The sequence below is a fragment of the Azospirillum lipoferum 4B genome (assembly GCF_000283655.1).
GTDB classification, from domain to species: Bacteria; Pseudomonadota; Alphaproteobacteria; order Azospirillales; family Azospirillaceae; genus Azospirillum; species Azospirillum lipoferum_C.
Map to the genome: position 1 here is coordinate 261,156 of NC_016587.1, position 26,644 is coordinate 287,799.

The window sequence follows — 26,644 nt, forward strand, 5'->3', positions numbered from 1 at the left end:
CCTCACCACGTCGCGTCGGGATAGGCGCGCGGCAGGAACTGCATCTCGGCCAGCAGATAGCCCAGATGCTCGCTGTGCTCGCCGCGGCGGCCGCCCTTCTGCATCCAGCCGTCGGCCGGGCGGTCGAGCGTCGCCTCCTCCAGCACCGCTTCGACGCGGGCGCTCCAGGCAGCCTTCAGCCCGGCCGGGTCGGGGACGATGCCGGCGGCGACCAGCGCCTGTTCGGCCTCGTCGCGCTCGAACATCTCGCCGGTGTAGGGCCAGAGCCGGCCCAGCGCGTCGGCGACCTTGGCGTGGCTGATTTCGGTGCCGTCGCCCAGCCGCACCAGCCAGTCGCCGCTGTGGCGGACATGGTAGCGCACCTCCTTCACCGCCTTGGCGGCGATGCCGGCCAGCGTGTCGTCCTTGGAGGCGCACAGCCGCTCATACAGCTCCACCGCCCAGGCATCGTGCAGGAACTGGCGGACGATGGTGTGGCCGAAGTCGCGGTTCGGCTGCTCGACCAGCAAATGGTTGCGATAGTCGAAGACGTCGCGCCGGTAGGCGAGGCGGTCCTCGTCGCGGCCCTTGCCTTCCAGCTCGCCGGCGTAGGTCAGCAGCATGCGGGCATGGCCGACGAGGTCGAGCGCGACGTTGGTCAGCGCGATGTCCTCCTCCAGCTCCGGCGCATGGCCGCACCATTCCGACAGCCGGTGGCCCAGCACCAGCGAGGTGTCGCCCAGCCGCAGCGTGTATGCGAACAGGGCCTCTTTGAGATCCGTGCTCATCAGATGTTCTTCACGTCTGCGGGAATGTCGTAGAAGGTCGGGTGGCGGTAGACCTTGTCGTCGGCCGGATCGAACAGGCTGGCCTTCTCCGACGGGTCGGACGCGGCGATGCTGGCCGCCGGAACCGCCCAGATGCTGACGCCCTCGCCGCGGCGGGTGTAGACGTCGCGGGCATTGTCCAGCGCCATGCGGGCGTCGGCGGCATGCAGGCTGCCGACATGCTTGTGCGACAATCCGTTCTTCGGCCGGATGAAGATCTCGAACAGCGGCCAGTCCTTACGGTCCATCGTCTCTTCCCTCGGATTCTTTGGTCAGCCGGCCTTCTTGAGGGCGCGCTGCTTGCGTTTGGCGGCGTGGGCGACGGCGGCCTCGCGCACCCAGGCGCCGTCGTCCCACGCCTTGCGGCGGGCCTCGATGCGCTCGCGGTTGCAGGGGCCGTTGCCCTTCAGGATCTCGTTGAACTCGGTCCAGTCGATGGCGCCGAACTCGTAATGGCCGGTCTCGGCGTTGAAGCGCAGTTCCGGGTCCGGGATGGTCAGGCCCAGGAACTCCGCCTGCGGCACGGTGGCGTCGACGAAGCGCTGGCGCAGCTCGTCGTTGGAGAAGCGCTTGATCTTCCAGGCCATGTTCTGGGCGGAGTGGGCGGACTGGTCGTCCGACGGGCCGAACATCATCAACGACGGCCACCACCAGCGGTTCAGTGCGTCCTGGGCCATCCGCTTCTGCTCGGCCGTGCCCTGGGCGAGCGCCAGCATCAGCTCGTAGCCCTGGCGCTGGTGGAAGCTCTCCTCCCGGCAGATGCGGACCATGGCGCGGGCATAGGGACCGTAGGAGCAGCGGCAGAGCGGCACCTGATTCATGATCGCCGCACCGTCGACCAGCCAGCCGATGGCGCCGATGTCGGCCCAGGTCGGGGTCGGGTAGTTGAAGATGCTGGAATATTTGGCCTTGCCCGACAGCAGTTGCCCGACCAGCTCGTCGCGCGACACGCCGAGCGTCTCGGCGGCACTGTAGAGGTAGAGGCCGTGCCCGCCCTCGTCCTGCACCTTGGCCAGCAGGGCCACCTTGCGGCGCAGCGTCGGCGCGCGGGTGATCCAGTTCCCTTCCGGCAGCATGCCGACGATTTCCGAATGGGCGTGCTGCGAGATCTGGCGGACCAGCGTGCGGCGGTAGCCCTCCGGCATCCAGTCGCGCGGCTCGATCTTCTCCTCGGCATCGACGCGCTCCTGGAAACGGCCCTGGAGAGCGGCGTCCTGTTCCGTCACCAGCCGGGGAGACGGTTGAGCGCCCTGCTCGGTCTTGGCATCCAAACCTTGCGTGTACATCGGCATCCCCGAGATGGATTGCGCGTCCAGCGAACAATTTCTCAAGGAAAAATATGATACAGATCAACGACTGTAAAGCGGAATTGTGTGTCGCTTCTAGGGTGGGGTGGTGGGAGTGGGAGAAAGCGTTTATTATCAAATTGTTAGGCACTATTGGCCGGATGGAGACGGGGCTGCGTTCTGCTGAAAAAGGAGGGGCGGAGGCATTCGCCGATACACGGACGGTATGGTTTGCCGGATTTTGTGCGATGCGGAAGAGGCAGGCTGAAAAGGGAGATGTACTGCCTCAGGTATAACTGACTATGGCGCTGGAATATCCCCTCTCCCCCCGGGGAGAGGGTTAGGGTGAGGGGGACGCATGGCGTGCCGTCCCGAGAATCCTCGCCACGCATGCCCCCACCAATCCCCTCCCCCGCTGGGCGGGGGAGGGGATTGGTGCTGGTTGGGGGCGAAGGTCTTGGAAGGGGAGCGTCTTACGCCTTCGCGCGGTTTTCGCCGTCCGGGCGGTTGCCGTTGTGGTGATGGGGGGCGTCGGAGAAGGCGCGTTCCAGGCGGCGGGGCGCGCGGATCAGGTGGAGATACAGCTCGTCGAACTGGCCGACGGAGGCGAGCTGGCGCACGTCGTTGACGGTGATGCGCTGGCCGTTCAACTCGATCAGGCCGCTGTCGCGCAGGCGCCGCAGGGTGCGGTTGATGTGGACGATGCTGAGCCCCAGCGCGTCGGCCAGGATCTCCTGCGTCACCGGCAGGGCAATCCCAGCGCGGATAGCGTGACCGCGGCAGGAAGCGGACGGCCGGCGCGCTCAGCCCTGCAGGATGGCTGAGTTGCGGCGGCCGGCGCCTTCAGGCACCGGGCTGCGGGCGGGGTCGCGGCCGGGCCGGTCCTGCCGCGCGTCGCTCAGCAACTGCGCCACCTCCTTGGCGGCGATGGGCTTGTGCAGGATGCGGTAGCCGCTGGCCTGGGCATCGGCGATGCGTTCGGGCGCGGTGTCGCCGGTCAGCACCACGCAGAGCGGCGATGCGTGCCCCTGTTCCTTCAGCGCCGTCTCCACCGCGCCGATCGCCTGAAGACCGGTGGCTCCCGCCTCCAGACGGTAGTCGGCGATCACCAGATCGGGCGGGTGCGGCTGGTCCCGCAGCAGGCGGAGCGCATGGCCGGCGCTGTCCGCTGCGACTGCCCGCCAGCCGAGATCCTCGATCAGCAGGGTCAGCCCCTCGCGCACCAGCGGGTCGTCGTCGATCACCAGGGCGATGCCGCGTCCCGGTTGCGGGGCATCGGCCGCGGCTTCCGCCGCCGGGGCGACGGCCGGCGCGGACAGGGCCGGCATCGGGATTTCCAGCGTGAAGCAGGAGCCGCGGTCGGGCCGGGACGCGACATGCACCCGGTATCCCAGCAGCCGCGCCAGCCGCTCGACGATGGCGAGCCCCAGCCCCAGCCCCTTGCCGCGGTCGCGGGTGGGGTTGGAAATTTGGTAGAACTCGTGGAAGATGCGTTCCAGATGCTCCGGCGGAATGCCGATGCCGGTGTCGAAGATCTGGATGCGCAAGGTCCCGCGGCCGCGGCGGCAGCCCAGCAGGATGCGGCCCCGGTCGGTATAGCGCAGCGCGTTCTCCACCAGATTGCGGATGATCCGCTCCAGCAGGGCCGGGTCGGCGTGCAGCGTCACATCGGTGGGAACGCTGCGGAAGGCGATGCCCTTCTCCGCGGCGCGGAGCCGGTATTCCCCCTCCAGCCGGGCGAAGATGGCGCCGAGCGACACCGTCTGCATGTTGGGGGAGACGGTGCCGGCATCCAGTTTCGAGATGTCCAGGATGGCGTCGAGCAGCCGGCACAGCGCGTCCATCGACGCCTCGATGCTGCCGACCAGCGATGCCGCGGGATGGTCGCCCAGCCGCAGCGCCAGCGCCGAGGTCAGCAGGACCAGCGACTGCACCGGCTGGCGCAGGTCGTGGCTGGCGGCGGCCAGGAAATGGGTCTTGGCGGCGTTGGCGCGCTCCGCCACCATCAGCGCCATCACCGCCTCCTGCCGCGAGCGTTCCTCCTCGTTGCGGGCGCTCTCGGCCTCGGCGCGCGCCTGTTCGGCCCGTTCGGCCAGCGTGCGCTGGATGGTGATCTCCTCCGCCGCGCGCATCTCACGCTCGCGCTGGATCGCCGCGATATGGTCCAGCATGGCGTTGAAGCCGCGGGCCAGTGCCGACACCTCGTCGCTGCCGCGCACCCTGGCGCGCTGGCCGGTGAAGCCGTCGGTGGCGATGGAGCCGGCCAGCCGCTCCAGTTCGCGCAGGGAGCGGGTCATGTGGATGCCGACGGCGCGGCTGCCGATATAGATCGCCAGCAGGGCGGCGAGGGCGACCAGCCCATAGGCCGGCAGCATCCAGGACAGCAGGGCCGTGGTCGGCGTGCCCGGCGCCTCCAGCCGGAGCTGCAGCCCGAGGGCGGACAGCCGGTCCGGCACGGTGAGCGGGACGGTCACCGCAATCATGTCCGGAGGCAGCGGCGGCGGCGGCTCCGCCATGTGCAGAAGTTCCGCTTCCGGATGCAGCACCAGCGAATCGAACGGCACCTTGTAGAGCAGCGCCCCTTCCGGCGACCGGGTGCGGGAATAGATCAGCATCTCCGCCGCCAGCAGGTAATGGGTGCCGTCCTGATGGATCACGGCGGCGGCCGGCTTTCCGGCGGCGATGGCCGCGCGCAGCCAGGCCATGTCGGCGGCGGTGATGGTCAGCGCGCCGGCCTGCCGCCCGTTGTTGGCGATCTGGTCCCCTTCGAAGTCCGTGAAGACGATTGCCAGCGGCACGCTGGCGATGTGGTCGAAGCTGCTCAGGAACGGGACCAGATAGGTTTCCTTGCCGGCGGAATCGACCAGCGCCGTGGCGAGGACGCTGTTGTCGGCCAGCTCGCGCATGGTGGTGACCAGCGTGTCGAGCAGCCCTTCGGTCTGGCGGGCGGCGAGGCTGGCGTTCGCCTCCACATTGGCGAGATGCTGGCGCGCCAGATGGCGGCTCGACACCACGTAGAGGCTGGCGCCGATCAGGATGGCGATCAGCACGCCCAGCATCAGCGACACCAGAGCGAAGCGGCGGGCCAGCCGGCCGGAGGTCAGCATCCGCTGCGCCGCGCTTGGAATGGCGCTCGGGGGGATGGCGCTCGGGAAGCGGTGGGGATCGGGTCCGGTCATCCGCGCGCTCATTCCACCGGGACCAGCACGCCGTCGGGGCGGAAACGCGCCATCAGCAGGTCTTGCGGTCCCAGCGCCTCGTGCCGGCCGGGGGCGAAGGGGCGCTCGAAATCGCGGATCACCCCGCGATAGGGGCCGACCTGCTCCAGCGCATCGCGGACGGCGGCCCGGTCGGTGGTGCCGGCGCGGTCGATCGCCAGGGCCAGGATGCGGGTCAGGTCGTAGGCGTGCAGGAAGCCGACCGGCGACACGATGTCCTCCGGCCGGTGGATGCCGAACAGGCGACCCGCCGTCTCCAGCACCGGAGCCAGCCGTTCGGGCGGGATGCGGAAGGGGCTGACCGTCTGGATCACGCTGAAGTCGACCTCCTGCAGGGCCGGTCCGGCCTGTCCCGTGAAATCGCCGCCGGTGACGCCCCAATGGCTGAGGATCGGCAGCCGCCGGGCGGGCGGCAGGGCCGCCACCTCGCGGACCAGCACGGCGGCCTCGTCGTCGTTGGCGACCAGCAGGATCGCCTGGGCGCCGGCGGCCTCCAGCTCCTCGTACTTGTCGATCAGCTTGCGGTCGCGCCAGTTGTACCAGGCGGTGCCGACCACGCTCGGGCTGTTGCGCCCGGCGAGATGACGCCTGGCCGCCTCCAGGTTGGAGCGCCCCCAGGCGGTGTTGGTCAGCAGCAGCCCGATGCGGGTCAGCCCGCGGTCGGCGGCGCGCGTCAGCAGGAAGGGCATGGCCAGCCCGTCGCGCAGGGACAGGCGGAAGATGTAGTTGGGCTCCATCCCGTTGTCGACGATGCCGTCCGCCGACGACCAGGGCGCCAGGAACAGGGTGCGGGTCTGCCGCAGGACCGGCAGCTCCTCGATCACCACCGGGCTGAACCGGCCGCCGAACACCGCGACCAGGTCGGGGATGGTGGCGAGTTCCCGGATGTTCTTGATGCCGCGGGCGGAGATCGACCGGTGTTCGCGCGTGATCAGGGCCAGCGGCCGGCCGCCCAGCACGCCGCCCCGGCGGTTGATGTCGTCGATGGCGGTCAGGATGCCGCGCTCTATCGCCTCGGCCGAGGTGCTGTTGCTCAGCCCGAATTCGCCGTCCAGCGCCAGGATCACCGGGTCGGGTCCGGCCGCCGTCCTGACGGCCTCGGCCGCAGCCGCCGGTACAGCCCACGCGAGCGCAAGCAGAAGAAGTGCTGGCTTAAGAAGGCGAGTGGCTGCGGCAAACATTGTCCGTCGTTCGATCGATACGGCGGACGGAAGACGGGAGCTTCCGCGCGCGGAACGCGGCACTATGGGTGGGCGGAAGCCGTCGGGTCAATCTGTCCTTCGGCCGAGCCGGCGGCGCTGACGCCCCCTTGCCCTTCCCGACGGTTGTTCTTTTCTGGGTGTTTTATTATCGCGGACAGCACGCCAAGGGCGCCGGATGCGCCGCCCGCCGAGCCGGCGCTGCGTGGTGGGCGGCTGCGTGGGGGCGGCGCATCGGTCGCTGCGGCGTCAGACCAGCTTGGCGGTCAGGCTGATCTCTGTGCCGGCAAGCGCCTTCGACACCGGGCAGTTGGCCTTGGCGCCGGCCGCCTGTTCCTGGAAGGCGGCGTCGTCGATGCCGGGAATCTCCGCCTCGCACTCCAGCTCGATCCGGCTGATGGCGAAACCGGCGCCGGCCTTTTCCAGATGGACCCTGGCGGTGGTGTGGACGCGGGTCGGGGGGTGGCCGGCTTGGGAGAGTCCGGCCGACAGCGCCATGGAGAAGCAGCCGGCATGCGCCGCCGCGATCAGCTCCTCCGGATTGGTGCCCTGTCCGTTTTCGAACCGCGACGGGAAGGAATAGGCGCCTTCGAAGGCGCCGCTGCCAAGCCGCATCTTGCCGCTGCCCGATTTCAGGTCGCCGCGCCATTCGGCGTCCGAGTGCCGCATCGCCATGTCGGTGTCTCCCCTTTCAGGTCATGGTGGTTCCGGCCCGCGCGTCGGGACCGGTCCCGCCTGACCTAGGGCGGTGGAGCGTCGCGGCCAGCGGCATAACACCTTCGCGCTCAACTGGCGCGCTCAACTGGCGCGCCGGCCTTCCGGAGGTCACGCCTCCTGAACGGTTTCGATTTCCGACAGGTCGGACAGGCGGCGGGCCAGCCGTTCGGTGCAGCGGACCTCCAGGATGCCGAAGCCGGCATTGGGGGCGATGGCGTGCAGGTCGCCGGCCATGCCGTTCTCGCTGGCCAGCCGGCGCACGCGCTCCACCATGGCGTCCCGTTCCGGCCGGCCGGGGCGCAGGCCGGGCAGGGGGCGCGTGAAATGGAGCTTGTAGCGTTTGAAGATCGAAGGGGCCATCGGGTCACGGGTGCGAGGTGGGGGCGGTTGCCTCGGACAGAGCGTCTTTGGGCACCGGCCCCCGGATCTCGCACAGGCCGGGCATGCGATGCCAGCCCGAAAAGGCCTTATCCCGGCGGCTTACGTCTTGGGCTCGACATTCTCCGCGCCGGTGCGGGTGCCGCCGAAGCGGTCGGCGCCCTTGGCGTCGGGGGCGTCGGGCTTCTTGTGGTTGCCGGTGTTCTGCTCGCCCTCGGTATGGCGGACGGTCTCTTCGGTGTGGGGCTGCTTGTTCTGCGAACCGGTCATCGGGGGGAAGCTCCCATCATATAAGGTATCCTTCCCTCAACCGGTTCGGGCGCCCTACCGTTCCCGTGCCATCGCCTGCGCCACCGTCATCCACCGCTCCTCCTCGTCGGCCCCCTCATCCCCGTCGCGCAGCGCACGCAAAGGAGGCCAGACGCCGAGCCGGCTGGAACGGCGCAGGGCGAAGAAGCGGTCGAGCTCCTCGTCGGTCGGCAGCCGGTCGTCCTTGCGCTGGTTGCAGCGGCGGTGCGCCAGCACGACGTTGGCCGGATCGTCGATCCCGCCATAGGCCTGGGGGATCAGGTGGTCGAAGGTCGCCTTCGCCCCCACCGGCCCGTCGCAGAAGAAGCAGCGCCCGCCCTGCTGGACGTCCATCAGTCTGGCATCGTCCGGCGTGACGGGCATGGCGCTCCCCCTTCCAAGGCGTTACAGGTCGCGCTCGACGCTGCCCCACAGGTCGTATTCGTCGGCATGCTCGATGGTGACGTCGACCATGTCGCCGGGCTTCAGGCCGGTCTCGCCGTTCAGGAAGACGTTGCCGTCGATTTCCGGCGCGTCGGCATAGGAGCGGCCGATGGCCCCGTCCTCGTCCACCTCGTCGATCAGCACGCCCAGCGTCCAGCCCACCTTCTGCTGGAGCCGCTCGGCGCTGATCGCCTTCTGCGTCTCCATGAAGCGCTCCCAGCGCTCCTGCTTGACCTCTTCCGGGACGGCGCCGGGCAGGTCGTTGGCGGTCGCACCCTCCACCGGCTCGTACTTGAAGCAGCCGACGCGGTCGAGCTGGGCCTCCTTCAGCCAGTCCAGCATGAACTGGAAGTCCTCCTCCGTCTCGCCGGGGAAGCCGGTGATGAAGGTGGAGCGCAGGACCAGATGCGGGCAGTCCTGCCGCCACTTGCGGATGCGGTCCAGCTGCTTTTCCTGGGCGGCCGGGCGGCGCATCGCCTTCAGCACGGTGGGCGAGGCATGCTGGAACGGGATGTCGAGATAGGGGAGGATCTTGCCCTCCGCCATCAGCGGGATGACCTCGTCCACATGCGGATAGGGGTAGACGTAGTGCAGGCGGACCCACAGGTCGAAATTCGCCAGCTCGTTGCACAGGTCGAAGAAGCGGGTGCGGACCTCGCGGTCGTACCATTTCTCCGTCTTGTACTTCACGTCGACGCCGTAGGCGCTGGTGTCCTGGGAGATGACCAGCAGTTCCTTGACGCCGGCGACCGCCAGCTTTTCCGCCTCGCGCAGGACGGAATGGATCGGCCGGCTGACCAGATCGCCGCGAAGGCTGGGGATGATGCAGAAGCTGCAGCGGTTGTTGCAGCCCTCGGAAATCTTCAGGTAGGCGTAGTGGCGCGGGGTCAGCCGCAGCCCTTCCGGCGGCACCAGATCGGTGAAGGGGTTGTGCGTCGGCGGCACCGCCTCGTGCACGGCGCTGACCACCTGCTCGTACTGGTGGGGGCCGGTGACGGCCAGCACGTCGGGGTGGATCTGCCGGATCATGTCCGATTCCACGCCCATGCAGCCGGTGACGATGACCCGCCCGTTTTCCTTGATCGCCTCGCCGATGGCGTCCAGCGATTCCTTCTTGGCGCTGTCGAGGAAACCGCAGGTGTTGACCAGCACGACGTCGGCGCCGTCGTAGCTGGGGGAGATCTCGTACCCCTCCGCGCGCAGGCGCGTCAGGATGCGCTCTGAATCGACGAGCGCCTTCGGGCAGCCGAGGCTGACGATGCCGACCTTCGGGGCGCCCATGCTCTGGGCGGCGGCCGGCGATGCGGACTTCGGAACGGGAGATGTGGTCATCGCGCGCGTATACCGCCGATTGGGAGATTGCGCCAGTGAAACATGGCGGCCAAGCGGATCGGCATGGCCGCCATGCCGATTCCGCCTATGATCCCCAACGGTTTTCCGCGGCCGGGCCTTGGCCGGATGGTCTCGAACGATGCGACAATTCGCAACAAACGGGTAAAGTGTTCACAGTTCCGTTTTCAGTTCAGTCGCGCTACAGTATGTGACGATCTCATGATCGAAGTGGCTGCCGCCTTGCAGCGATAGCTGCGTGCCCCTTTGTACGCCCATCGTATAGCCACTAAACTTTATAGAGTGGAAAAAAATGGACTTTGCAAAAGTGCGCGGCGTTGCTGCGGGCCGTATGGCGGTTCGGAAGAACGGCGCGCCGGATCGCGCTCCGATCGGTTCTCCCATCGGAGCGGGTTCGATCGGAGCCGGGCCCATGGGAGCCGGGCCCATTGGAGCCGGAATGGACATCGCCCACTCGGATCACACCGGCGGCGCGTCGCCGCAGGCCATTGCCGACGTGATGCTGCAGATCGCCCACATCGCGGACAGCCTTGGCTACACCCACGGCCTGAAGCCGTCGCAGTGGACGGCGCTGCGCTATTTCGCCGGCGCCAACAACAGCCAGCGCACCGTGTCGGCCTTTGCCGATTTCCACGCCACCACGCGCGGCGCCGCCTCGCAGATGGTGGAAGTGCTGGTGGGCAAGGAGCTGCTGGTCCGCGTCCCGGTTCCGGAGGATCGCCGCGTCACCCAGCTCCACCCGACGCCCAAGGCGCTGGAGCTGTTGCGCCACGACCCGCTCAACGACTTCGCCGGTGTCATCGGCACCCTGCCGGCCGACGACCAGTATCGACTGGCCGAGACGCTGACCAGCCTGCTGCGCGGCCTGCTGGAACGGCGGCAGTCGGTCTGATCGGTTCGGTCTGATCGGTTCGGTCCGATCCTTTCGGGGCGGCCAGCCGGCCGCACCCCCTCAGGGCTTGCGGCAGACGGCAACCGCCGCTTCCAGCCCGCGCTGTTCCCGCTCGCTCAGGCGATTGGCGACGAAGCCTTCCCACAGCCCATTCCGTGCCAGCTCCGACTGCACGCAGCGGCAATTGGCCGTGCAGGTCGCGGATGCGACGCCGGCGCGCTCGCAGTTCGCCACGCAGGCGGCCTGGAAATCGCGCACCGCCGGCGCCTCCACCGGCAGGATCTGTGCCGCCGCCCAGGCGATGGCGAACAGCAACGGCTGGTGCAGCAGATAGACCGCAAGGCTGTGCCGTCCGGCCAGCGCCAGAATCCGCCGGGCGGCACCGGTCACCGCCACGCCCTCGCCGATCCCCGGCCATAGCCGTGCCAGCCCGATCCCCGTCAGCACGGCGCCGATCCAGGGCAGGACCGGGACGAAATCGTTGGACTCCGGCGCCACGCTGGTCATGCCGATCCAGCGCAGCCATGGACCGTCGAAGACGGGGAAGGACAGCGAGGTGCCGGCGAGCACCGCCGCAGCAGCCGCCGTCAGGGTCAGCGCCGCCGGCAGTCGGACGAAGGCAAGGCCGACGATGCTCGCCAGCACGATGTGGTGCAGCACGCCGAAGAAGATCGGGCTGTCGGGGAACAGGGCATAGGATGCCGCCGACACCGCCGCCGCCCCGGCCGCCACCCGCCCCAGCCGGCGGACGAAGCGTCCGGTGTCCAACCCGTCGCGGGTCGCCAGAACCAGCCCTATGCCGGCCAGCAACAGGAAGCTGGACAGGATCGCCGTGCGGGCGGCGAGCCAGAGCGGGTCGCCCAGCAGGTCGAAGCGGGCGAGCCCGAAATAGGTGGCGTCCCAACTGGCGTGATAAAGCGCCATCGCGACCAGCGCCAGCCCGCGCGCGACGTCGATTGCCGGGCGGCGTGAACCGCCTGTCTTGGAGCCGCCTGCCGTGCCCGGAGTTGAGCCTTGCGCCGGCACACCGTCGACTGCGCTCATGATCCCGTCATCCCCACGCCGAAAATCCATCCTTCCTGCCGCCGCGCCGTTTCGTCCAGCCCCGGCGGCGCCCAGGCCTGCGGCAGTCCGGCGAGCCAGCGCAGGCCGGCGGCTGACACCAGCGCGTCGCTGTCATGGTCGCTGATGATGCCGGTCCGTTCCAGCGGACGCGAGCCCAGCCGGTGCAGCGCCTCGTCCAACTCGGCGGCGTCGCGGATTTTGCGCTGGCCGAAGCCGGTGTGTTTCAGGAACAGGCGCGGGTAGATCTCCACCATCACGCTACGGCCCGCCGCCGGATCTTCGAAGGGCCACACCGCCAGCCGTCCGGGCAGCGCCGCGCGCAGGGCGCGCAGCACCCGCATGCCGGCGAGCGCGCCCTTGCCGACCTGACGCGAGCCGATCAGCTTGTAGGGGCTTTGCGGATGGCCGAGCCCGTCGGCGCGGCAGGCCCATTCGGTTGCCCGGTGCGGGTCCTCGTACCAGTCCGGCTGCGGGCCGCGATGCCAGAAGCCGGCGCCATGCAGCGGATGGACGGCGAAAGGGCCGCCGCCGAAATCCGGCTCATTGGCGCAGACCTCCTCCACCGCGTCCCACAGCTCGAAGACGGTGGCCTCCAGGCCGGGAAAGCCGCGCGCCGCCACCGCGAAGGGGAGGGAGAAGGCGCAGTCGATGCCGACCAAGGCTGGTTCGCGCGCCAGTTCCGTCCTGAGCCAGTCGAACAGAGCCGTCCGCGACCACCAGCCGCCGGGGCCGTCCACCAGGATGGGGGCGGCATCGCCGTCCCGGCACTCCGCCACCGCGATGCCGGCATAGCGCTTGCCGCGGGCGCCGGACCAGTCGATGGCGATGAAGCGGGGGAAGGCCGGTGCCGCCGGTGGCGCGGCCATCATGCCGGCCATCATGCAGGACACCGGCCGTGCCGGTCGGGGGGCGGGGGCGCGTTCCGCCGTTGCCGCTTCCCGGCCCTGGCCATCCGCCGCAAAGTCGGAGTGGAGAAAGTCGGCCAACAACCGGTTGACCGCTTCGGGTTCCTCATGCTGCACCCTGTGGGAAGCCTGCGTCAGGTGTTCAACCTGCACTGTATCGCACAGAGCCGCCGCCGGCACCGCCGGCGAGGCGCAGGATGTCCTCCGCCAGACGGTCGATGCGGAAACCGTCGCGGACCCATCGCCGCGGCCGTCATCATCGCAAGTGGGGATTGTCCGACGGACGGGGGCGGAAGCGCTCAGACGGTGACGGAGACGAGGCCGCCCGGCGAGCCGCCAAAGCCGCCGGCCGTCACGACGGGCGTGAAGCCGCCAGTGGCCGGCGACGTGCCGGTGGAGACGCCGGAAGGGGCGCTTGCGGAGGCTGCCGGTCCGCTGCTGACGGTGGCGCTGGCGAAGGACACGCCGAGGGATGTGCCGCCGCCCGATCCTGTCCCGCCGGTGCTTCGGGTCGCAGCGGAGCCTGTTCCCGATGCCGTCCCGGCCGTTCCGTCGCTGGAACCGGCGGACGGATCGGCCGCATCGCCGCTTGCCATCTGCGTCGCGGCGGCGGATTTCTTCTGCTCGTCCTGCGCAAGACGGCCGGCGGCGCGGCGATATTCCTCGACAACGCGCTGGGACGGAATCTGGTCCTGGGTTTCGCCGGTTTCGAAGTCGCGGAAATAGAGCACAGCGACCCGCGCACCCTGGTCGTAGCGCATATAGGGGCTGATATAGCCGGCGCCGGACGCTTTGTCCGCCTCCGTCCCGGTGGCGGTGGCGGTGGCGGCGCCGGTGGGGGCGGGGGTGCCGCCGGTCTGGATCGGGGCTGGCTGGCTGGAGTTTGCCGACGAGACGGCGACGCCGGCCTCCGTCGGTTGGAAGGCCGTCGGGCGGACTGCCGTCGTGCTGGAAACGCCACGGATCTCCATCGGTGCCTCCCGCGTCTGTTGTCCGCTGACTGGGGCGGGCCTTTTCCGGCTGCCGCTCCGCTCCGCTCTCCCGCCGTTCCGATCCGGATCCCGGTCAGACCGTGATGTTCAGGTTCTGGCCGCGGGTCGGGGTGGTGTTGCCGCCGCCGGAACCGGACTGGACGTTCTGCGCCTCCTGCTGGCGGCGGGTGCGTTCGTCCTGGTCTTCCTGTGCGGATTCGACCTGCGAGGTGGACCGCTGCGCCGCGGCCGGACCGCTGCTGAGCGGGGTGACGTAGGGCTGCTGCTGATAGCCGCCGATACCGCCGATGCTGCTCACGCCCATGATGGTTCCTCCGGTCGCTGGTGCGACGCTTTTTGGACCAGCCGGCGAACAGGTGATGGCTCCGGCCGACCGACCGGGTGCGTCGGGGCCCGGCTGCACCCCAAACTAGGCAAATTTTGCCCGATAGAAAGGGGTAGCGCCAGCGAAATCGACTCGTTGAACAACCATCAGCGGGAATGTCAACGAACAAAGTGCCTTAGGGGGCGTGCGTCACAACTCTTTTTCCATAGGGTGTTCCAACTCGGCAACCGTGATTTCGGAATCCAGCGGCGACTCGGCGTTGCGCCACAGCGCGGCCTCCACCGCCAGGGTCCAGAAGCTTTCCGCCGCCTTGCTCTGGCGGGCGCGGGGACGGACCAGCCGGATCTGCACCGGCACGGTCCAGCGTGGGTCGCCCGCCGGCTGGCCGGCCCGAACCAGGGTTCCGCGGGCCAGATCCTCGGCGATCAGGCTTTCCGGCAGCCACGCCACCCCGCGCCCGTCGCGCGCCAGCGTGCGCAGAACCGCTGCCAGATGGGAGGTGAAGACGGTGTCGAGCGCGTTGGGAAGCGGCTGCGCCGCCCGCACCGCCTCCAGGATGCGGCCCATGCCGGACTCGCGGCTGTAGGACAGGTGCGGCAGGGTCGTGCCTTCCCCTTCGGCCAGCGGATGGCGCGGCCGGCCCGTGGCATCCGGGGCGGTCACCGCCAGCAGCCGGTCGCCGCCGACGACGACGGAGCGGAAGGACTCCGCATCCAGCCGGCCGGCCGCCGCCGGGTGGGCGTGGCACAGCAGGAACTGCGCCTGGCCTGCCAGCATCAGCCGCTCGCAGGCCTCCATGCTGTCCGACGACAGGGTGATGGCGCCCAGCCGCGCCCGCGCCTCCAGCGCCCGCAGCCAGGCGGGGAAGAAGGTCAGCGACAGCGCATGCGTCGCGGCGAAGCGCAGGGTCGCGGCCTCCGACTGGGCGGCGAGCCGGGCCTCCTCGCGTCCCTGCAGCAGGCGGCGCACCGTTTCGTCGGCGAAGGGGCGGAAGCGGCGCCCGGCCTCCGTCAGGGTCACCGGCTGGCCGCTGCGGTCGAACAGCGGGGTGCCGGCCCAATCCTCAAGCGCGCGGATGCGGCGGCTGAAGGCCGGCTGGGTCAGGTGGCGCGCGTCGGCGGCGCGGGAGAAATTGCCGCAATCCACCAGCGCCAGGAAATCGTCGAGCCAGGAAAGTTCCATCGCCCAATCTTCGTCACGTCTGCCGGGCCGGGACCCAGGCGAGGAGACCACTCAAAGCCCCTCTCCCTCGATGGGAGAGGGGTTGGGGTGAGGGTGGCGCCGGCCGGTGCCGGCCGGAATAATTGCTCCCGCCCTTATCGGTCGGGCTGCACCCCTCACCCCAACCCCTCTCCCGCAAGGGGAGAGGGGCTTTGTATGGTTCCCTCCGCCACCCCATGCCGAACCCGCATGATGCGTTCCGGCCTTGGCATTGGCCCGGCGGCCCGCATCATCCCTACAGTGCCGGCACGAAACGCGCCACCACGCTGCAAGAGGAACCGCCATGCGCATCGTCGAAATCCGCGAGCAGACCGCCGGCATCAAGTCCGACATCGCCAACGCCTTCATCGATTTCAGCCAGATGACCTGCAGCGTGGTGGCGGTCGTCACCGACGTGGTGCGCGACGGCAGGCCGGTGATCGGCTATGGCTTCAACTCAAACGGCCGCTATGCCGCGGGCGGGCTGCTGCGCGAGCGCTTCATTCCCCGGCTGATGGGCGCCGCCTCCGACAGCCTGCTGGACGACACGGGCGAAAACCTGGACCCGTTCCGCATCTGGGCGCGGCTGATGACCAACGAGAAGCCGGGCGGCCATGGCGAGCGGTCGGTCGCCGTCGGCACCATCGACATGGCGGTGTGGGATGCCGTGGCGAAGATCGCCGGCGTGCCGCTCTACCGCCTGCTGGCCGACCGCTTCCGCGGCGGGGTGGCCGACGACAGCGTCTGGGTCTATGCGGCCGGCGGCTATTACTATCCCGGCAAGGATGTGACGGCGCTGCAGGACGAGATGCGCAGCTACCGCGACCGCGGCTACAAGGTCGTGAAGATGAAGATCGGCGGCGCCCCGCTGGCGGAGGATCTGCGCCGGATCGACGCGGTGCTGGAGGTCGTGGGATCGGGGGAGAACCTGTGCGTCGACGCCAACGGCCGCTTCGACCTCGACACCGCCATCGCCTACGCGGAGGCGCTGAAGCCCTACGGCCTGTTCTGGTACGAGGAGGCCGGCGATCCGCTGGACTATGCGTTGCAGGCCGAACTCGCCACCCATTACGACCGCCCGATGGCGACCGGCGAGAACCTGTTCTCCCACCAGGACGCCCGCAACCTGATCCGCCATGGCGGCATGCGCCCCGACCGCGACTGGCTGCAGTTCGACTGTGCGCTGAGCTATGGGCTGGTGGAGTATATGCGCACGCTGGACATGCTGAAGGAGAACGGCTGGTCGAGCCGCCGCGTCGTGCCGCATGGCGGGCACCAGATGTCGCTGAACATCGCCGCCGGCCTGCATCTGGGCGGCAACGAATCCTATCCCGACGTCTTCAAGCCCTTCTGCGGCTTCGCCGACGGCATCGCCGTGGAGGATGGCCGGGTGCGCCTGCCCGACCTGCCCGGCATCGGGTTCGAGGCCAAGTCGGAGCTGTTCGCGACCATGAGCGGCCTGCTGGAAACCCGGTAGAATTTGTCGGGCATGGCCCCCGAACCTGTTCGTATGGGAGACGGATGCACCGGCAGTCGAATCGGCCATTGACCCAGCGTTCCGCTGTGTCAATCTATTGTCGGTCGCAACGTTTCAGAAAGGAGGTGATCCAATGTCTCATGGAGCCAGTCCGGTTGTCGCCGCATTGTTCGGTCTCGCCGCACTCCTGACGGCGGGGATCGCCAACGCGGAGTGTTCGTCCAGCCATAGCGCGAGCGTGTCGCCGCCGCCGGCCTCCAGCACCGTCGGATCGGTCGGAACCCCGGCGCCCAGCAGCACGCGCGGCGGGTGATCGCCGGACGCTGACGACCAGGAACGTCCATGCCTTGGAACGGGCCGCCCCTCACCGGGCGGCCCGTTTCCTTTGTGCCATCGGGGCTGCGATTCCACGGTTGCGGGTCGGAATTTTCCGAAACATACCGCAGAGATGAATGATCGTTGCTTTTCCGCCTGGCGGAAGCGCCCATATTGAAATTTTTACCATTTGCCTGCCACCATCGCGCACGAATCCCCCGATATTGGGTTCGGGGCGTGTGGGAGGGCACAATGGATCACTCGACCGGTCATCACCATGGCTGCTGCCAGGGCGAACACAGCTCGCGCCGCGGGTTCCTGAAGCTGGCGACGCTGGGTGCCGGCGTGACGCTGATGGCGCCGATGATGATGAGCCGCCCGGCCCAGGCCGGCAGCGTCGACACCCTTCTGCTGTCCTGCATGGACTATCGCCTGATGGGCCATGTCGCCAGCTATATGAACGCCCGCAACATGCAGGCGAATTACGACCACGTCATCCTGGCCGGCGCCAGCCTGGGCGCCCTGACCGACAAGAAGCCCGCCTGGGGCGAGGCCTTCTGGGACCATGTCGCGGTCGCCAAGGAGCTGCACCACATCAAGCGCGTGATCGTCATGGATCACCGCGACTGCGGCGCCTACAAGGTCTTCCTCGGCATGGACGTGGCGTCCGACCCCGCCAAGGAGACTGCGGTTCACGGCCAGTACCTGACCAAGCTGAAGGCGATGGTCAAGGAACGCCACCCCGACCTCGAGGTCGAGCTGCTGCTGATGAACCTGGACGGCACGGTCGAGAAGCTGGCGGCGTAAGGATTTTGAATTCCCCCTCTCCCCTTGCGGGAGAGGGTCGGGGTGAGGGGTTGCAAATTCGAGCTTCCTTCCGGCCTTCGGCCGGCCGCACCCCTCATCCCAACCCTTCTCCCACAAGGGGAGAAGGGCTTTATTGGGCGATAGACGCGCTGCTCACATATCCAGCCCCAAATCCAGGTTCGGGGCGCTGTGGGTCAGCCAGCCGCAGCTGATCATGTCGACGCCGGTCTCCGCGATGGCGCGGACGGTGGCGAGCGTGACGTTGCCCGACGCCTCGGTCAGCAGCCGGCCGTCCACCATCCGCACGGCGCGGCGCAGCGTGTCCGGGTCCATGTTGTCGAGAAGCACGACATCGACCGGCAGGCCCAGCAGCTCGTCAAGTTGGTCGAGCGTGTCGACCTCCACCTCCACCTTCACCATGTGGCCGATGGCGGCGCGGACGCGCTCCACCGCCGGACGCACGCCGCCGGCGACCGCGATGTGGTTGTCCTTGATCAGAACCGCGTCATCCAGCCCGAAGCGGTGGTTGAAGCCGCCGCCCAGCTTCACCGCATGCTTTTCCAGAACGCGCAGGCCGGGCGTGGTCTTGCGGGTACAGACGATGCGGGCGTTGGTCCCTTCCACCTCGCGCACCAGCGCGCGGGTGGCGGTGGCGATGCCGGACAGCCGGCCCATCAGGTTCAGCGCCGTGCGCTCCGCCGTCAGCAGGGCGCGGGCCTTGCCGGTCAGGCTGGCGATGGTGCCGCCGGGAGGAACGTCGTCGCCGTCGGCGCGCTCGACGGTCACAGAGACGGCGGGGTCGAGCAGGCGGAAGGCGATCAGCGCCGCCTCCAGCCCGGCGACGCGGCCGTCCTTGCGGGCGGCGATGCGGGCGGTCGCCACCGCGTCGGCCGGGATGATGCTGTCGGTGGTGATGTCGCCGGCCCGGCCCAGATCCTCCGCCAGGGCGGCGCGGACGATGGGCTCGACGGTCAGAGGATGCAGCATGCGGCGTCTCCGGGCAGGGGGCCGGCGGTGCCGGCCAGATCGCTGAGGGTCAGGGTGCGGCGGGTAAAGGCGGGATTCGGCAGCGGATGGTCGCTGCGGCAATGGGCGCCGCGGCTCTCCTCCCGTGCCAGCGCGGCATGGACGACCAGCCGGCCGACCAGCAGCCGGTTGCGCGCCTCGCCCCACTGGCGGACGACGGCCGGAGGAGCTTCGCCGTCCTCGCAGCGCAGAGTGTCCAGTGCCGCCGCCAGCCGGTCGAGCTTGCGCCGGGCGGCGAGCAGACCCAGCTCGTCGCGCACCAGCCCGGCGCCGTCATAGAGCGCTGTCCGCGCCTCCGCCCCTATGGCGTCGAGCAGGGCGTGGCCGACATCGGCGGCGACCGCCGGCGGACGGGGCAGGGCGAAGGGCGGCAGCGGAGCCAGGGGGCGTTCGGCTACGTCGCGGGCGACGCGGGCGCCGAAGACCAGCGCCTCCAGCAGGGAATTGCTGGCCAGCCGGTTGGCGCCGTGGACGCCGGTGCAGGCAACCTCGCCGCAGGCCCACAGCCCTTCCAGGCTGGTGCGCCCATCGGCGTCGGTGACCACCCCGCCCATGTGATAGTGGGCGGCGGGCGCCACCGGCATCGGCTCCGCGAACGGGTCTAGGCCATGCTCGGCGCAGAGCGCCAGCACGGTGGGGAAGCCGTCGGGCTTGGCGGCCAGCGCCGGCCGCAGGTCGAGGAACACCGGCTCCCCCGCCGCGACGCGGCGGCCGATGGCGCGGGCGACCACGTCGCGCGGCGCCAGCTCCGCCAGCGGATGTTCGTCCGGCATGAAGCGGCGGCCATCCCGGTCGAGCAGCAGGGCGCCGGCACCGCGCAACGCCTCGGTCAGCAGCGGCACCGGGTCGGCATCGACGGCGAGCGCCGTGGGATGGAACTGCACGAATTCCAGGTCGGCCAGCCGGGCGCCGGCCCGCGCGGCGATGGCCAGCCCGTCACCGGTGGCCTCCGCCGGGTTGGTGGTGCGGGCGAAGGCGGCGCCGATGCCGCCGGTCGCCAGGATCACGCGGGGCGCGCGGTGCAGTACCCAGCCCTGCGGATGACAGGCCAGCAGGCCGCAGACCCGGCCGTTGCGCAGCACGAGATCGACGGCGAAGGCATCCGTCTCCACCCGCACCGACGGGGTGGCGCGCAGGCGCTCGGCCATCGCGGTGACCAGCGTCCGTCCGGTGGCGTCGCCCCCGGCATGGACGATGCGGGCGGCGCCATGGGCGGCCTCGCGGCCGAGCAGCGGCGAGCCGTCCGGCGCGCGGTCGAAGGGCAGGCCATCGGCCAGCAGGCGGCGGATCAGGGCAGCGCCGTCTCGGGTCAGCAGGGCCGCCATCGCGGCATCGACCAGACCGGCGCCGGCGGCGACGGTGTCGGCGGCATGGTCCTCCGGCCGGTCGCCGGGGCCGACGGCGGCGGCAACGCCGCCCTGGGCATAGAGGCTGGAGCCGCCGGGAAGGCCGGCGGTCTTGGTGATGAGCGTGACCGCGCGGGGTGCCAGCTGCAGCGCCGCGGTCATCCCGGCAAGGCCGGAGCCGACGACGATCACCTCGGCATCGCGGACATCGTAAGGCGTGCTGGAGATCATGGGGGACTCCTCGGTCTCCCTCTCCCGCCTCTCGCACAAACTTCGTTTGTGCTGACGGCGTCAGGCGGATCGAAGATCCGCTGAGAGCCCCGGGAGAGGGAAGGGGCCCGCGAAGCGGGAAGGGTGAGGGGTGATCCAAGGATAAGGGGATCCATGTCCAGATCGCCCCTCCCCCTCCCCACGCCATTGGCGTGGGTCCCCTCCCTCTCCCGGGACGGGAGAGGGCGTTTCTAGATGCTCACTTCGGCTTCACCGCCAGCATGCGCTCCACGGAGCGGCGGGCGCGGGCGGCGAGCGCGTCGGGGATTTCGACCCGCGGTTCCAGGGTCTGCAGCGACTCCAGGATGCTCGACAGCGTCACCGTCTTCATGTGCGGGCAGAGGTTGCAGGGGCGCACGAACTCCGTCTCCGGCGAGGCGGCGGCGACGTTGTCGCTCATCGAGCATTCGGTGACCATCAGCACCCGCGGCGGCTTCTCCGAGCCGACGAAGTCGATCATGCGGGCGGTGGAGCCGACGAAATCGGCAGCCTCCAGCACGTCCGGCGGGCATTCGGGATGGGCGATCACGGTCAGCCGGTCGAAACGGCGGCGGAAATCCTCGATCTCCGCGCCGGTGAAGCGCTCATGCACCTCGCAATGGCCCTTCCAGGCGATGATCTCGACCTTGGTCTGGGTCGCGACATATTTCGCCAGATACTCGTCCGGCAGGAAGATCACCCGGTCGACGCCCAGCGATTCCACCACCTCCACCGCATTGCCCGAGGTGCAGCAGATGTCGACCTCCGCCTTCACCTCGGCCGAGGTGTTGACATAGGCGACCACCGGCACGCCGGGATGCGCCTCGCGCAGGAGCTGGACATCGGCGGCGGTGATGCTGTCGGCCAGCGAGCAGCCGGCGTTGCGGCTGGGGATCAGCACCGTCTTGGCCGGGTTCAGCAGCTTCGCCGTCTCCGCCATGAAATGCACGCCGGCCAGAACGATGACGTCGGCGTCGGTCTGGGTCGCCTTGGCGGCCAGCGCCAGGCTGTCGCCGACGATGTCGGCCACGCCGTGAAAGATCTCCGGCGTCTGGTAGTTGTGCGCCAGGATGACGGCGTTGTGCTCCCGCTTCAGCTCGTTGATGGCGTGGACAAGCGGCGCGTGGAAGGGCCACTCGATGGCCGGCACGACACGCTTCATCCGGTCATAGATCGGCGCGGTCGCCGCGGCGACGGCGGGGGTGTAGGCGAGTTCGGCGACCTCGGGCATCGGACTGCTCCGCTGTATGCTCTTTCTGAGCAAAACCATATTTGCTCCGTTGGAGCATATCAAGCGGAAAAGAGGACGTGGAAACATTCAGGGTCCGGCGGTGTTGTGGCCGGGTTGGGTGACGTCCGGACCGCGGGCTCGCCCGTTCGGGTGCTGTCTGGAGAATCGCCGATGAAAGCCTTCCTTGCCGCGCTCTGCGCCATCGTGGTCCTGGCCGCCGGCGCCTGGGCGGTCCTGCCGGCCCTGTTCGCCCGAACCGCCGACGAGACCTTCGCCTCTGCCGGCGCGCGGGTGGGGGAGGATGCGTCCGTCGAGCACCGCAACTTCTCCGGCCCTCCGCAGGCCCGCCCGCAGGCCCCCCCGCAGGAGTGAGTCCGCGGATGGGGGAAAAGGATGACCCCGGCGGGATATCCCCGACCGGGTGAGGCAACCTTTGCCCCTGCGGACCGTTAACCCAGTTCAGGCCGAACATGGCCTTCGGGACGTATCGGGAGCGGCTTGCGGGAGTGCGATGACGGTTCATGATGCGGAAAGCGGCGCGGATGCCTTGCGCGCCGACGTCTACCGGCTGCTGGCGCTGACGCTGGCGGCCCCGCCCTCCGCCGACCTTCTGGGGCTGCTCGGCGGCCTGGCGGGCGATGCCACGGCGATCGGCCGCGCCTTCGACGACCTCGCGTCGCGCGCCCGCAGCACCAGCCCGCAGGAGGCGGAGCGGGAGTTCAACGCGCTGTTCATCGGCGTCGTCCAGGGCGAGCTGGTCCCCTATGCCTCCTACTACCGCACCGGCTTCCTGACCGACCGGCCGCTGTCGGCCCTGCGCGCCGACCTGCAGGCGCTGGGGCTGGAGCGAGCGCCCGACGTGTCGGAGCCGGAGGACCACATCGCCGCGCTCTGCGATGTGATGGCGGTGCTGATCCGCGAAGGGGCCGCCCATGCTGTGCAGCGGCACATGCTGGACAGCCACCTGACGCCCTGGGCCGGGCGCTTCTTCCAGGATTTGGAGGTGGCGGAGGCTGCCGGCCTCTACCGCCCGCTCGGCACCGTCGGCCGCCTGTTCCTGGAGATCGAGCGGGAAGCCCTCGATAGACAAACCGACCTGCTGGAGGGAGCCGACGCATGAAGACGCCGCCAGAACCCGCGCGCAATCCCCTGCAGCGCCGCGACATCCTGAAGACGCTGGGGCTGGGGGCTGCCGGCGCCGCCGCGGCCACCGTGCTTCCCGGCGGCGAGGAGGCGCAAGCCATGGAATCGCCGCAGGAGCAGGTGAAGGCCCGCTACCGCGAAACCGAACACGTCAAGCGCTTCTACGCGCTGAACCGCCTCTGAAGTGCGGTCGCGTCGGACGGAATCGTCCGACGCGTGAATCGCACGCAAAATCAAAAGACCGGACCCCATCGGATGCTCATTGAAGCATCCGATGGGGTCCGGAGCGGTCCGGAGGGTGTCCATGCTGGTCAAACGGTCCTCAGCGAAAGCGTCGCGCGGCAAGCGCTCCGGTCTGGTCGGCGCGCTGGCCGACAGTCTGGAGTACGGCGTCAGCCGCCGCGGCTTCCTGCGCCGGTCCGGCCTTGCCGCGGGCGGCATCGCCGCCGTCGGCGCGCTGCCGGGCGCCATGATCCGCAAGGCCGAGGCGGGTCCCATCCTGCCGAACATCGAGGTGGTGACGCGCAAGAATGTCTGCACCCATTGCTCGGTCGGCTGCACCGTGATCGCGGAGGTGCAGAACGGCGTCTGGGTCGGGCAGGAGCCGGGTTGGGAAAGCCCGATCAACCAGGGCACCCACTGCGCCAAAGGTGCGTCGGTGCGCGAGCTGACCAAGGGCACCCGCCGCGTCAAATACCCGCTGAAGCTGGTCGACGGCGCTTGGCAGCGCATCAGCTGGGACCAGGCGATCGAGGAGATCGGCAACCAGTTGCTGGAGATCCGGCAGGCGTCGGGACCGGACGCGGTGTTCTGGCTCGGCTCGGCGAAGTTCTCCAACGAGGGCGCCTATCTGTACCGAAAGCTGGCGGCCTTCTGGGGGACCAACAACGTCGACCATCAGGCGCGCATCTGCCACTCCACCACGGTCGCCGGCGTGGCGAACACGTGGGGCTACGGCGCCATGACCAACAGCTACAACGACATCCAGAACTCCAAGGCGCTGCTGATCGTCGGCGGCAACCCGGCCGAGGCGCATCCGGTGTCGATGCAGCACATGCTGCGCGGCAAGGAGCACAACCGCGCCCCCTTCATCGTCATCGACCCGCGCTTCACCCGCACCGCGGCGCACGCCACCGACTATGTCCGCATCCGCCCCGGCACCGACATTCCCATCGCCTGGGGCCTGCTGTGGCACATCTTCGAAAATGGCTGGGAGGACAAGGAGTATATCCGCCAGCGCGTCTACGGCATGGACGAGATCCGCGCCGAGGTGAAGAAATGGACGCCCGAGGAGGTGGAGCGGGTCACCGGCGTTCCCGGTTCCCAGCTGCGCCGGGTGGCGGAGGTGCTGGCGAAGAACAAGCCCAGCACCGTGATCTGGTGCATGGGCGTCACCCAGCACACGGTGGGCACCGCCAACGTCCGCGCGCTGTCGATCCTGCAGCTGGCGCTTGGCAACATCGGCGTGGCCGGTGGCGGCGCCAACATCTACCGCGGCCATTGCAACGTGCAGGGCGCCACCGACTTCGGCCTCGATGTCAGCACCTTGCCCGCCTATTACGGGCTGGCCGAAGGGGCCTGGAAGCATTTCGCCCGCGTCTGGGATGTCGGGTACGACGATCTGAGGGGCCGTTTCGGCTCCAAGGACCTGATGGAGGCCAAGGGCATCCCGACCACCCGCTGGTTCGATGCGGTGCTGGCCAAGCCGGGCGACATCGACCAGCCCAGCCCCTTGCGCGCCATGATGTGCTTCGGCCATGGCGGCAACACCGTCACCCGCATGCCGGAGATGGTGAAGGGGCTGGAGAAGCTGAGCCTGCTGGTCGTCGCCGACCCGCATCCGACGACCTTCGCGGCGATCAAGGAGCGGCGCAACGGCACCTACATCCTGCCGGCCTGCACCCAGTTCGAGACCGACGGGTCGCGCACCTGCTCCAACCGCTCGATGCAGTGGGGGGAAAAGGTGGTGGAGCCGATCTTCGAATCGAAGGACGACTACACCATCATGTATCTGCTGGCCCGCAAGCTGGGCTTCGCCGACGAGATGTTCAAGCACATCACGGTGGAGAACACCCGCCCGGTGCCGGAGGACATCCTGCGCGAGATGAACCGCGGCTGCCTGTCCATCGGCGCCACCGGCCAGTCGCCGGAGCGGCTGAAGATGCACATGAAGCATCAGGCCGATTTCGACAAGATCACCATGCGCGCCTCCTCCGGCCCCTGCGCCGGCGACTATTACGGCCTGCCCTGGCCCAGCTGGGGCCATCCGGAAATCCGGCATCCGGGATCGGCGGTGCTCTACGACACCTCCAAGCACGTCATGGACGGCGGCGGCGTCTTCCGCGCCCGCTTCGGGGTGGAGCGCAACGGCGTCTCGCTGCTGGCCGACGGCTCCTATTCCAAGGGGTCGGAAATCGAGGACGGCTATCCCGAATTCACCATGGCGGTGCTGAGGAAGCTGGGCTGGGACAAGGACCTGACGCCCGAGGAGATGCGGGTCATCCAGGCCATCGGCGGGGGGGAGGGCAGCGCCGAGATCGACAATGTCAGCTGGCAGACCGACCTGTCGATGGGCATCATCCGCGTGGCGCTGAAGCATGGCTGCGTGCCGCACGGCAACGCCAAGGCGCGCGCCGTCGCCTGGAACCTGCCCGACCCGGTGCCGATCCACCGCGAGCCGATCTATTCCCCGCGGCCGGAGCTGGTGAAGGCCTATCCGGCCATCGAGGACCGGCGCGACTTCCGTCTGGTCCAGCTTGCCCGCTCGCTGCAGTTCAAGGTGGCCGACAGCGACCTGCGCCAGCGCTTCCCCATGGTGCTGACCTCCGGCCGGCTGGTCGAATACGAGGGCGGCGGCGAGGAGACGCGCTCCAACGTTTGGCTGGCCGAATTGCAGCAGGACATGTTCGTGGAGATCAACACCGGGGATGCCCAACGGTTGGGAATCAAGGACGGCGCCTGGGTCTGGGTCCATGGGCCGGAGGATGGCGGCAAGGCCAAGGTGAAGGCGCTGGTGACCGACCGCGTCGGCGGCGGCACGGTGTTCATGCCCTTCCACTTCTCCGGCTTCTGGCAGGGCGAGTCCCTGCGCGGCAACTACCCGCCCAACACCGACCCCATCGTGCTGGGCGAACCGGTCAACGGGGTGACGACCTACGGCTACGACCCCGTCACCTTCATGCAGGAAACCAAGGTCACCCTCTGCCGGGTCGAGCCGGCATGAGCGGAACGCGACAGGGAAGCAGGTAGAATATGGCCCGGATGAAGTTCCTGTGCGACGCCGAACGCTGCATCGAATGCAACGCCTGCGTCACCGCCTGCAAGAACGAGCATGAGGTCCCCTGGGGCATCAACCGCCGCCGGCTGGTCACGCTGAACGACGGCAAGCCGGGCGAGCGGTCGATCTCCATGGCCTGCATGCACTGCAATGACCCGCCCTGCGCCGCGGTGTGCCCGGTCGACTGTTTCCTGCAGACCGCCGACGGGGTGGTTCTGCACAGCAAGGACCTGTGCATCGGCTGCGGCTATTGCTTCTACGCCTGCCCGTTCGGCGCGCCGCAATTCCCGCGCACCACCGATTTCGGCAGCCGCGGCAAGATGGACAAGTGCACCTTCTGCGCCGGCGGTCCCGAAGCGGACAACAGCGTCGAGGAATACCAGAAATACGGCTCCAACCGCTTGGCGGAAGGCAAGCTGCCCTTGTGCGCGGAGATGTGCTCCACCCGCGCGCTGATGGGCGGCGACGGCGCCGTGCTGGCCGACATCTATCAGGAACGCTCGCTGCGCCGAGGGTATGGCTCCGGTGCGCCGGGCTGGTCCACCGCCTACGGCCGCAACGACCGCGGCTCCCCCTTCGCGCCCGGCGGGCCGGGGACGGGAGGGGCGTGAGAGGAACTGCGCCGCTTTGCCCCCTCCCCATCCCTCCCCCGCTCCGCGGGAGAGGGGGTAGGAGCGTTGCGGAGGTTCTGCAAAGGAGCGGCGGCAG

At 69.1% G+C, this 26,644-nt stretch carries 27 protein-coding genes; 8 read left to right on the forward strand and 19 right to left on the reverse strand.

Annotated features, from left to right (window positions below):
• Positions 1 to 2 precede the first annotated feature (2 nt).
• From paaC to rimO, 11 genes are all read right to left on the reverse strand, one after another.
• Positions 3 to 767, reverse strand: coding sequence for a 1,2-phenylacetyl-CoA epoxidase subunit PaaC (paaC, locus tag AZOLI_RS25420; protein WP_014189510.1), 765 nt, complete (start codon positions 765 to 767; stop codon positions 3 to 5).
• Entirely contained in the window at positions 767 to 1,054 is a 288-nt protein-coding gene (gene paaB, locus AZOLI_RS25425) for a 1,2-phenylacetyl-CoA epoxidase subunit PaaB (RefSeq protein ID WP_014189511.1), read from the reverse strand. The genes paaC and paaB overlap by 1 nt, the downstream gene beginning before the upstream one ends.
• Positions 1,055 to 1,078: 24 nt before the next feature.
• A complete protein-coding gene (gene paaA, locus AZOLI_RS25430) occupies positions 1,079 to 2,092 on the reverse strand; it encodes a 1,2-phenylacetyl-CoA epoxidase subunit PaaA (protein WP_014189512.1) in 1,014 nt (337 codons plus the stop codon).
• Positions 2,093 to 2,565: 473 nt separating this feature from the next.
• Entirely contained in the window at positions 2,566 to 2,859 is a 294-nt protein-coding gene (locus AZOLI_RS25435; protein ID WP_343206334.1) for a Crp/Fnr family transcriptional regulator, read from the reverse strand.
• A 36-nt stretch (positions 2,860 to 2,895) separates the two neighbouring features.
• Positions 2,896 to 5,271, reverse strand: a complete 2,376-nt coding sequence (locus AZOLI_RS25440) for a hybrid sensor histidine kinase/response regulator (protein WP_162488427.1) — start codon at positions 5,269 to 5,271, stop codon at positions 2,896 to 2,898.
• 8 nt (positions 5,272 to 5,279) lie between these two features.
• Complete coding sequence (locus AZOLI_RS25445; protein WP_014189514.1) at positions 5,280 to 6,377, reverse strand: ABC transporter substrate-binding protein; 1,098 nt, start codon at positions 6,375 to 6,377, stop codon at positions 5,280 to 5,282.
• A gap of 381 nt (positions 6,378 to 6,758) precedes the next feature.
• Positions 6,759 to 7,184 (reverse strand): OsmC family protein, encoded by a 426-nt coding sequence (locus AZOLI_RS25450; protein ID WP_014189515.1) that lies wholly within the window; start codon positions 7,182 to 7,184, stop codon positions 6,759 to 6,761.
• A 150-nt stretch (positions 7,185 to 7,334) separates the two neighbouring features.
• A complete protein-coding gene (locus AZOLI_RS25455) occupies positions 7,335 to 7,586 on the reverse strand; it encodes a hypothetical protein (protein ID WP_014189516.1) in 252 nt (83 codons plus the stop codon).
• A gap of 120 nt (positions 7,587 to 7,706) precedes the next feature.
• The gene (locus AZOLI_RS32935; protein ID WP_014189517.1) at positions 7,707 to 7,874 is read right to left on the reverse strand and encodes a hypothetical protein; all 168 of its coding nucleotides are present in this window, start codon (positions 7,872 to 7,874) and stop codon (positions 7,707 to 7,709) included.
• 54 nt (positions 7,875 to 7,928) lie between these two features.
• Positions 7,929 to 8,276 (reverse strand): HNH endonuclease, encoded by a 348-nt coding sequence (locus tag AZOLI_RS25460; protein ID WP_014189518.1) that lies wholly within the window; start codon positions 8,274 to 8,276, stop codon positions 7,929 to 7,931.
• 21 nt (positions 8,277 to 8,297) lie between these two features.
• Entirely contained in the window at positions 8,298 to 9,668 is a 1,371-nt protein-coding gene (rimO, locus tag AZOLI_RS25465; RefSeq protein ID WP_244442669.1) for a 30S ribosomal protein S12 methylthiotransferase RimO, read from the reverse strand.
• Positions 9,669 to 10,125: 457 nt separating this feature from the next.
• Here rimO and AZOLI_RS25470 point away from each other — a divergent pair, with 457 nt between their 5' ends.
• Positions 10,126 to 10,578, forward strand: a complete 453-nt coding sequence (locus AZOLI_RS25470; protein WP_044553154.1) for a MarR family winged helix-turn-helix transcriptional regulator — start codon at positions 10,126 to 10,128, stop codon at positions 10,576 to 10,578.
• A gap of 60 nt (positions 10,579 to 10,638) precedes the next feature.
• Here AZOLI_RS25470 and AZOLI_RS25475 read toward each other — a convergent pair whose 3' ends face one another.
• The 5 genes from AZOLI_RS25475 to AZOLI_RS25495 all read right to left on the reverse strand — a co-directional run bounded on the left by AZOLI_RS25475 (position 10,639) and on the right by AZOLI_RS25495 (position 15,047).
• Positions 10,639 to 11,622 carry a DUF1624 domain-containing protein gene (locus tag AZOLI_RS25475; protein WP_162488428.1) on the reverse strand — a complete coding sequence of 328 codons (984 nt, stop codon included), beginning with the start codon at positions 11,620 to 11,622 and terminating at the stop codon, positions 10,639 to 10,641.
• On the reverse strand, positions 11,619 to 12,629 hold the full coding sequence (locus tag AZOLI_RS25480; RefSeq protein ID WP_244442670.1) for a hypothetical protein: 1,011 nt from the start codon (positions 12,627 to 12,629) through the stop codon (positions 11,619 to 11,621). The genes AZOLI_RS25475 and AZOLI_RS25480 overlap by 4 nt, the downstream gene beginning before the upstream one ends.
• 218 nt (positions 12,630 to 12,847) lie before the next feature.
• Complete coding sequence (locus AZOLI_RS32735; RefSeq protein ID WP_048816574.1) at positions 12,848 to 13,519, reverse strand: hypothetical protein; 672 nt, start codon at positions 13,517 to 13,519, stop codon at positions 12,848 to 12,850.
• Positions 13,520 to 13,613: 94 nt separating this feature from the next.
• The gene (locus tag AZOLI_RS25490; protein ID WP_014189526.1) at positions 13,614 to 13,844 is read right to left on the reverse strand and encodes a hypothetical protein; all 231 of its coding nucleotides are present in this window, start codon (positions 13,842 to 13,844) and stop codon (positions 13,614 to 13,616) included.
• A gap of 210 nt (positions 13,845 to 14,054) precedes the next feature.
• Positions 14,055 to 15,047, reverse strand: a complete 993-nt coding sequence (locus AZOLI_RS25495) for a LysR substrate-binding domain-containing protein (protein WP_014189528.1) — start codon at positions 15,045 to 15,047, stop codon at positions 14,055 to 14,057.
• 322 nt (positions 15,048 to 15,369) lie between these two features.
• On the opposite strand from AZOLI_RS25495, the gene AZOLI_RS25500 reads away from it, so the two are divergent.
• Both AZOLI_RS25500 and AZOLI_RS25505 read left to right on the forward strand, forming a co-directional pair.
• On the forward strand, positions 15,370 to 16,542 hold the full coding sequence (locus AZOLI_RS25500) for a mandelate racemase/muconate lactonizing enzyme family protein (RefSeq protein WP_014189529.1): 1,173 nt from the start codon (positions 15,370 to 15,372) through the stop codon (positions 16,540 to 16,542).
• A gap of 567 nt (positions 16,543 to 17,109) precedes the next feature.
• Complete coding sequence (locus AZOLI_RS25505) at positions 17,110 to 17,664, forward strand: carbonic anhydrase (protein ID WP_014189531.1); 555 nt, start codon at positions 17,110 to 17,112, stop codon at positions 17,662 to 17,664.
• A 153-nt stretch (positions 17,665 to 17,817) separates the two neighbouring features.
• On the opposite strand, the gene nadC is transcribed toward AZOLI_RS25505, so the two are convergent.
• The 3 genes from nadC to nadA form a co-directional block, all read right to left on the reverse strand.
• Positions 17,818 to 18,651: a carboxylating nicotinate-nucleotide diphosphorylase gene (nadC, locus tag AZOLI_RS25510; protein WP_014189532.1), complete on the reverse strand. Its 834-nt coding sequence runs from the start codon at positions 18,649 to 18,651 to the stop codon at positions 17,818 to 17,820.
• Positions 18,636 to 20,267, reverse strand: coding sequence for an L-aspartate oxidase (locus AZOLI_RS25515; RefSeq protein ID WP_014189533.1), 1,632 nt, complete (start codon positions 20,265 to 20,267; stop codon positions 18,636 to 18,638). Before AZOLI_RS25515 ends, nadC begins: the two co-directional genes overlap by 16 nt.
• A 238-nt stretch (positions 20,268 to 20,505) precedes the next feature.
• A complete protein-coding gene (gene nadA / locus AZOLI_RS25520; protein WP_162488429.1) occupies positions 20,506 to 21,555 on the reverse strand; it encodes a quinolinate synthase NadA in 1,050 nt (349 codons plus the stop codon).
• 132 nt (positions 21,556 to 21,687) lie between these two features.
• Here nadA and AZOLI_RS25525 point away from each other — a divergent pair, with 132 nt between their 5' ends.
• The 5 genes from AZOLI_RS25525 (at position 21,688) to fdh3B (ending at position 26,547) form a co-directional block, all read left to right on the forward strand.
• Entirely contained in the window at positions 21,688 to 21,888 is a 201-nt protein-coding gene (locus tag AZOLI_RS25525) for a hypothetical protein (RefSeq protein ID WP_014189535.1), read from the forward strand.
• A 139-nt stretch (positions 21,889 to 22,027) separates the two neighbouring features.
• On the forward strand, positions 22,028 to 22,636 hold the full coding sequence (locus AZOLI_RS25530; RefSeq protein WP_014189536.1) for a TorD/DmsD family molecular chaperone: 609 nt from the start codon (positions 22,028 to 22,030) through the stop codon (positions 22,634 to 22,636).
• A complete protein-coding gene (locus AZOLI_RS25535) occupies positions 22,633 to 22,842 on the forward strand; it encodes a twin-arginine translocation signal domain-containing protein (RefSeq protein ID WP_014189537.1) in 210 nt (69 codons plus the stop codon). Before AZOLI_RS25530 ends, AZOLI_RS25535 begins: the two co-directional genes overlap by 4 nt.
• 121 nt (positions 22,843 to 22,963) lie before the next feature.
• Positions 22,964 to 25,882, forward strand: a complete 2,919-nt coding sequence (locus AZOLI_RS25540; protein ID WP_014189538.1) for a formate dehydrogenase subunit alpha — start codon at positions 22,964 to 22,966, stop codon at positions 25,880 to 25,882.
• A gap of 29 nt (positions 25,883 to 25,911) precedes the next feature.
• Positions 25,912 to 26,547 carry a formate dehydrogenase FDH3 subunit beta gene (gene fdh3B, locus AZOLI_RS25545; protein ID WP_014189539.1) on the forward strand — a complete coding sequence of 212 codons (636 nt, stop codon included), beginning with the start codon at positions 25,912 to 25,914 and terminating at the stop codon, positions 26,545 to 26,547.
• Positions 26,548 to 26,644 lie beyond the last annotated feature (97 nt).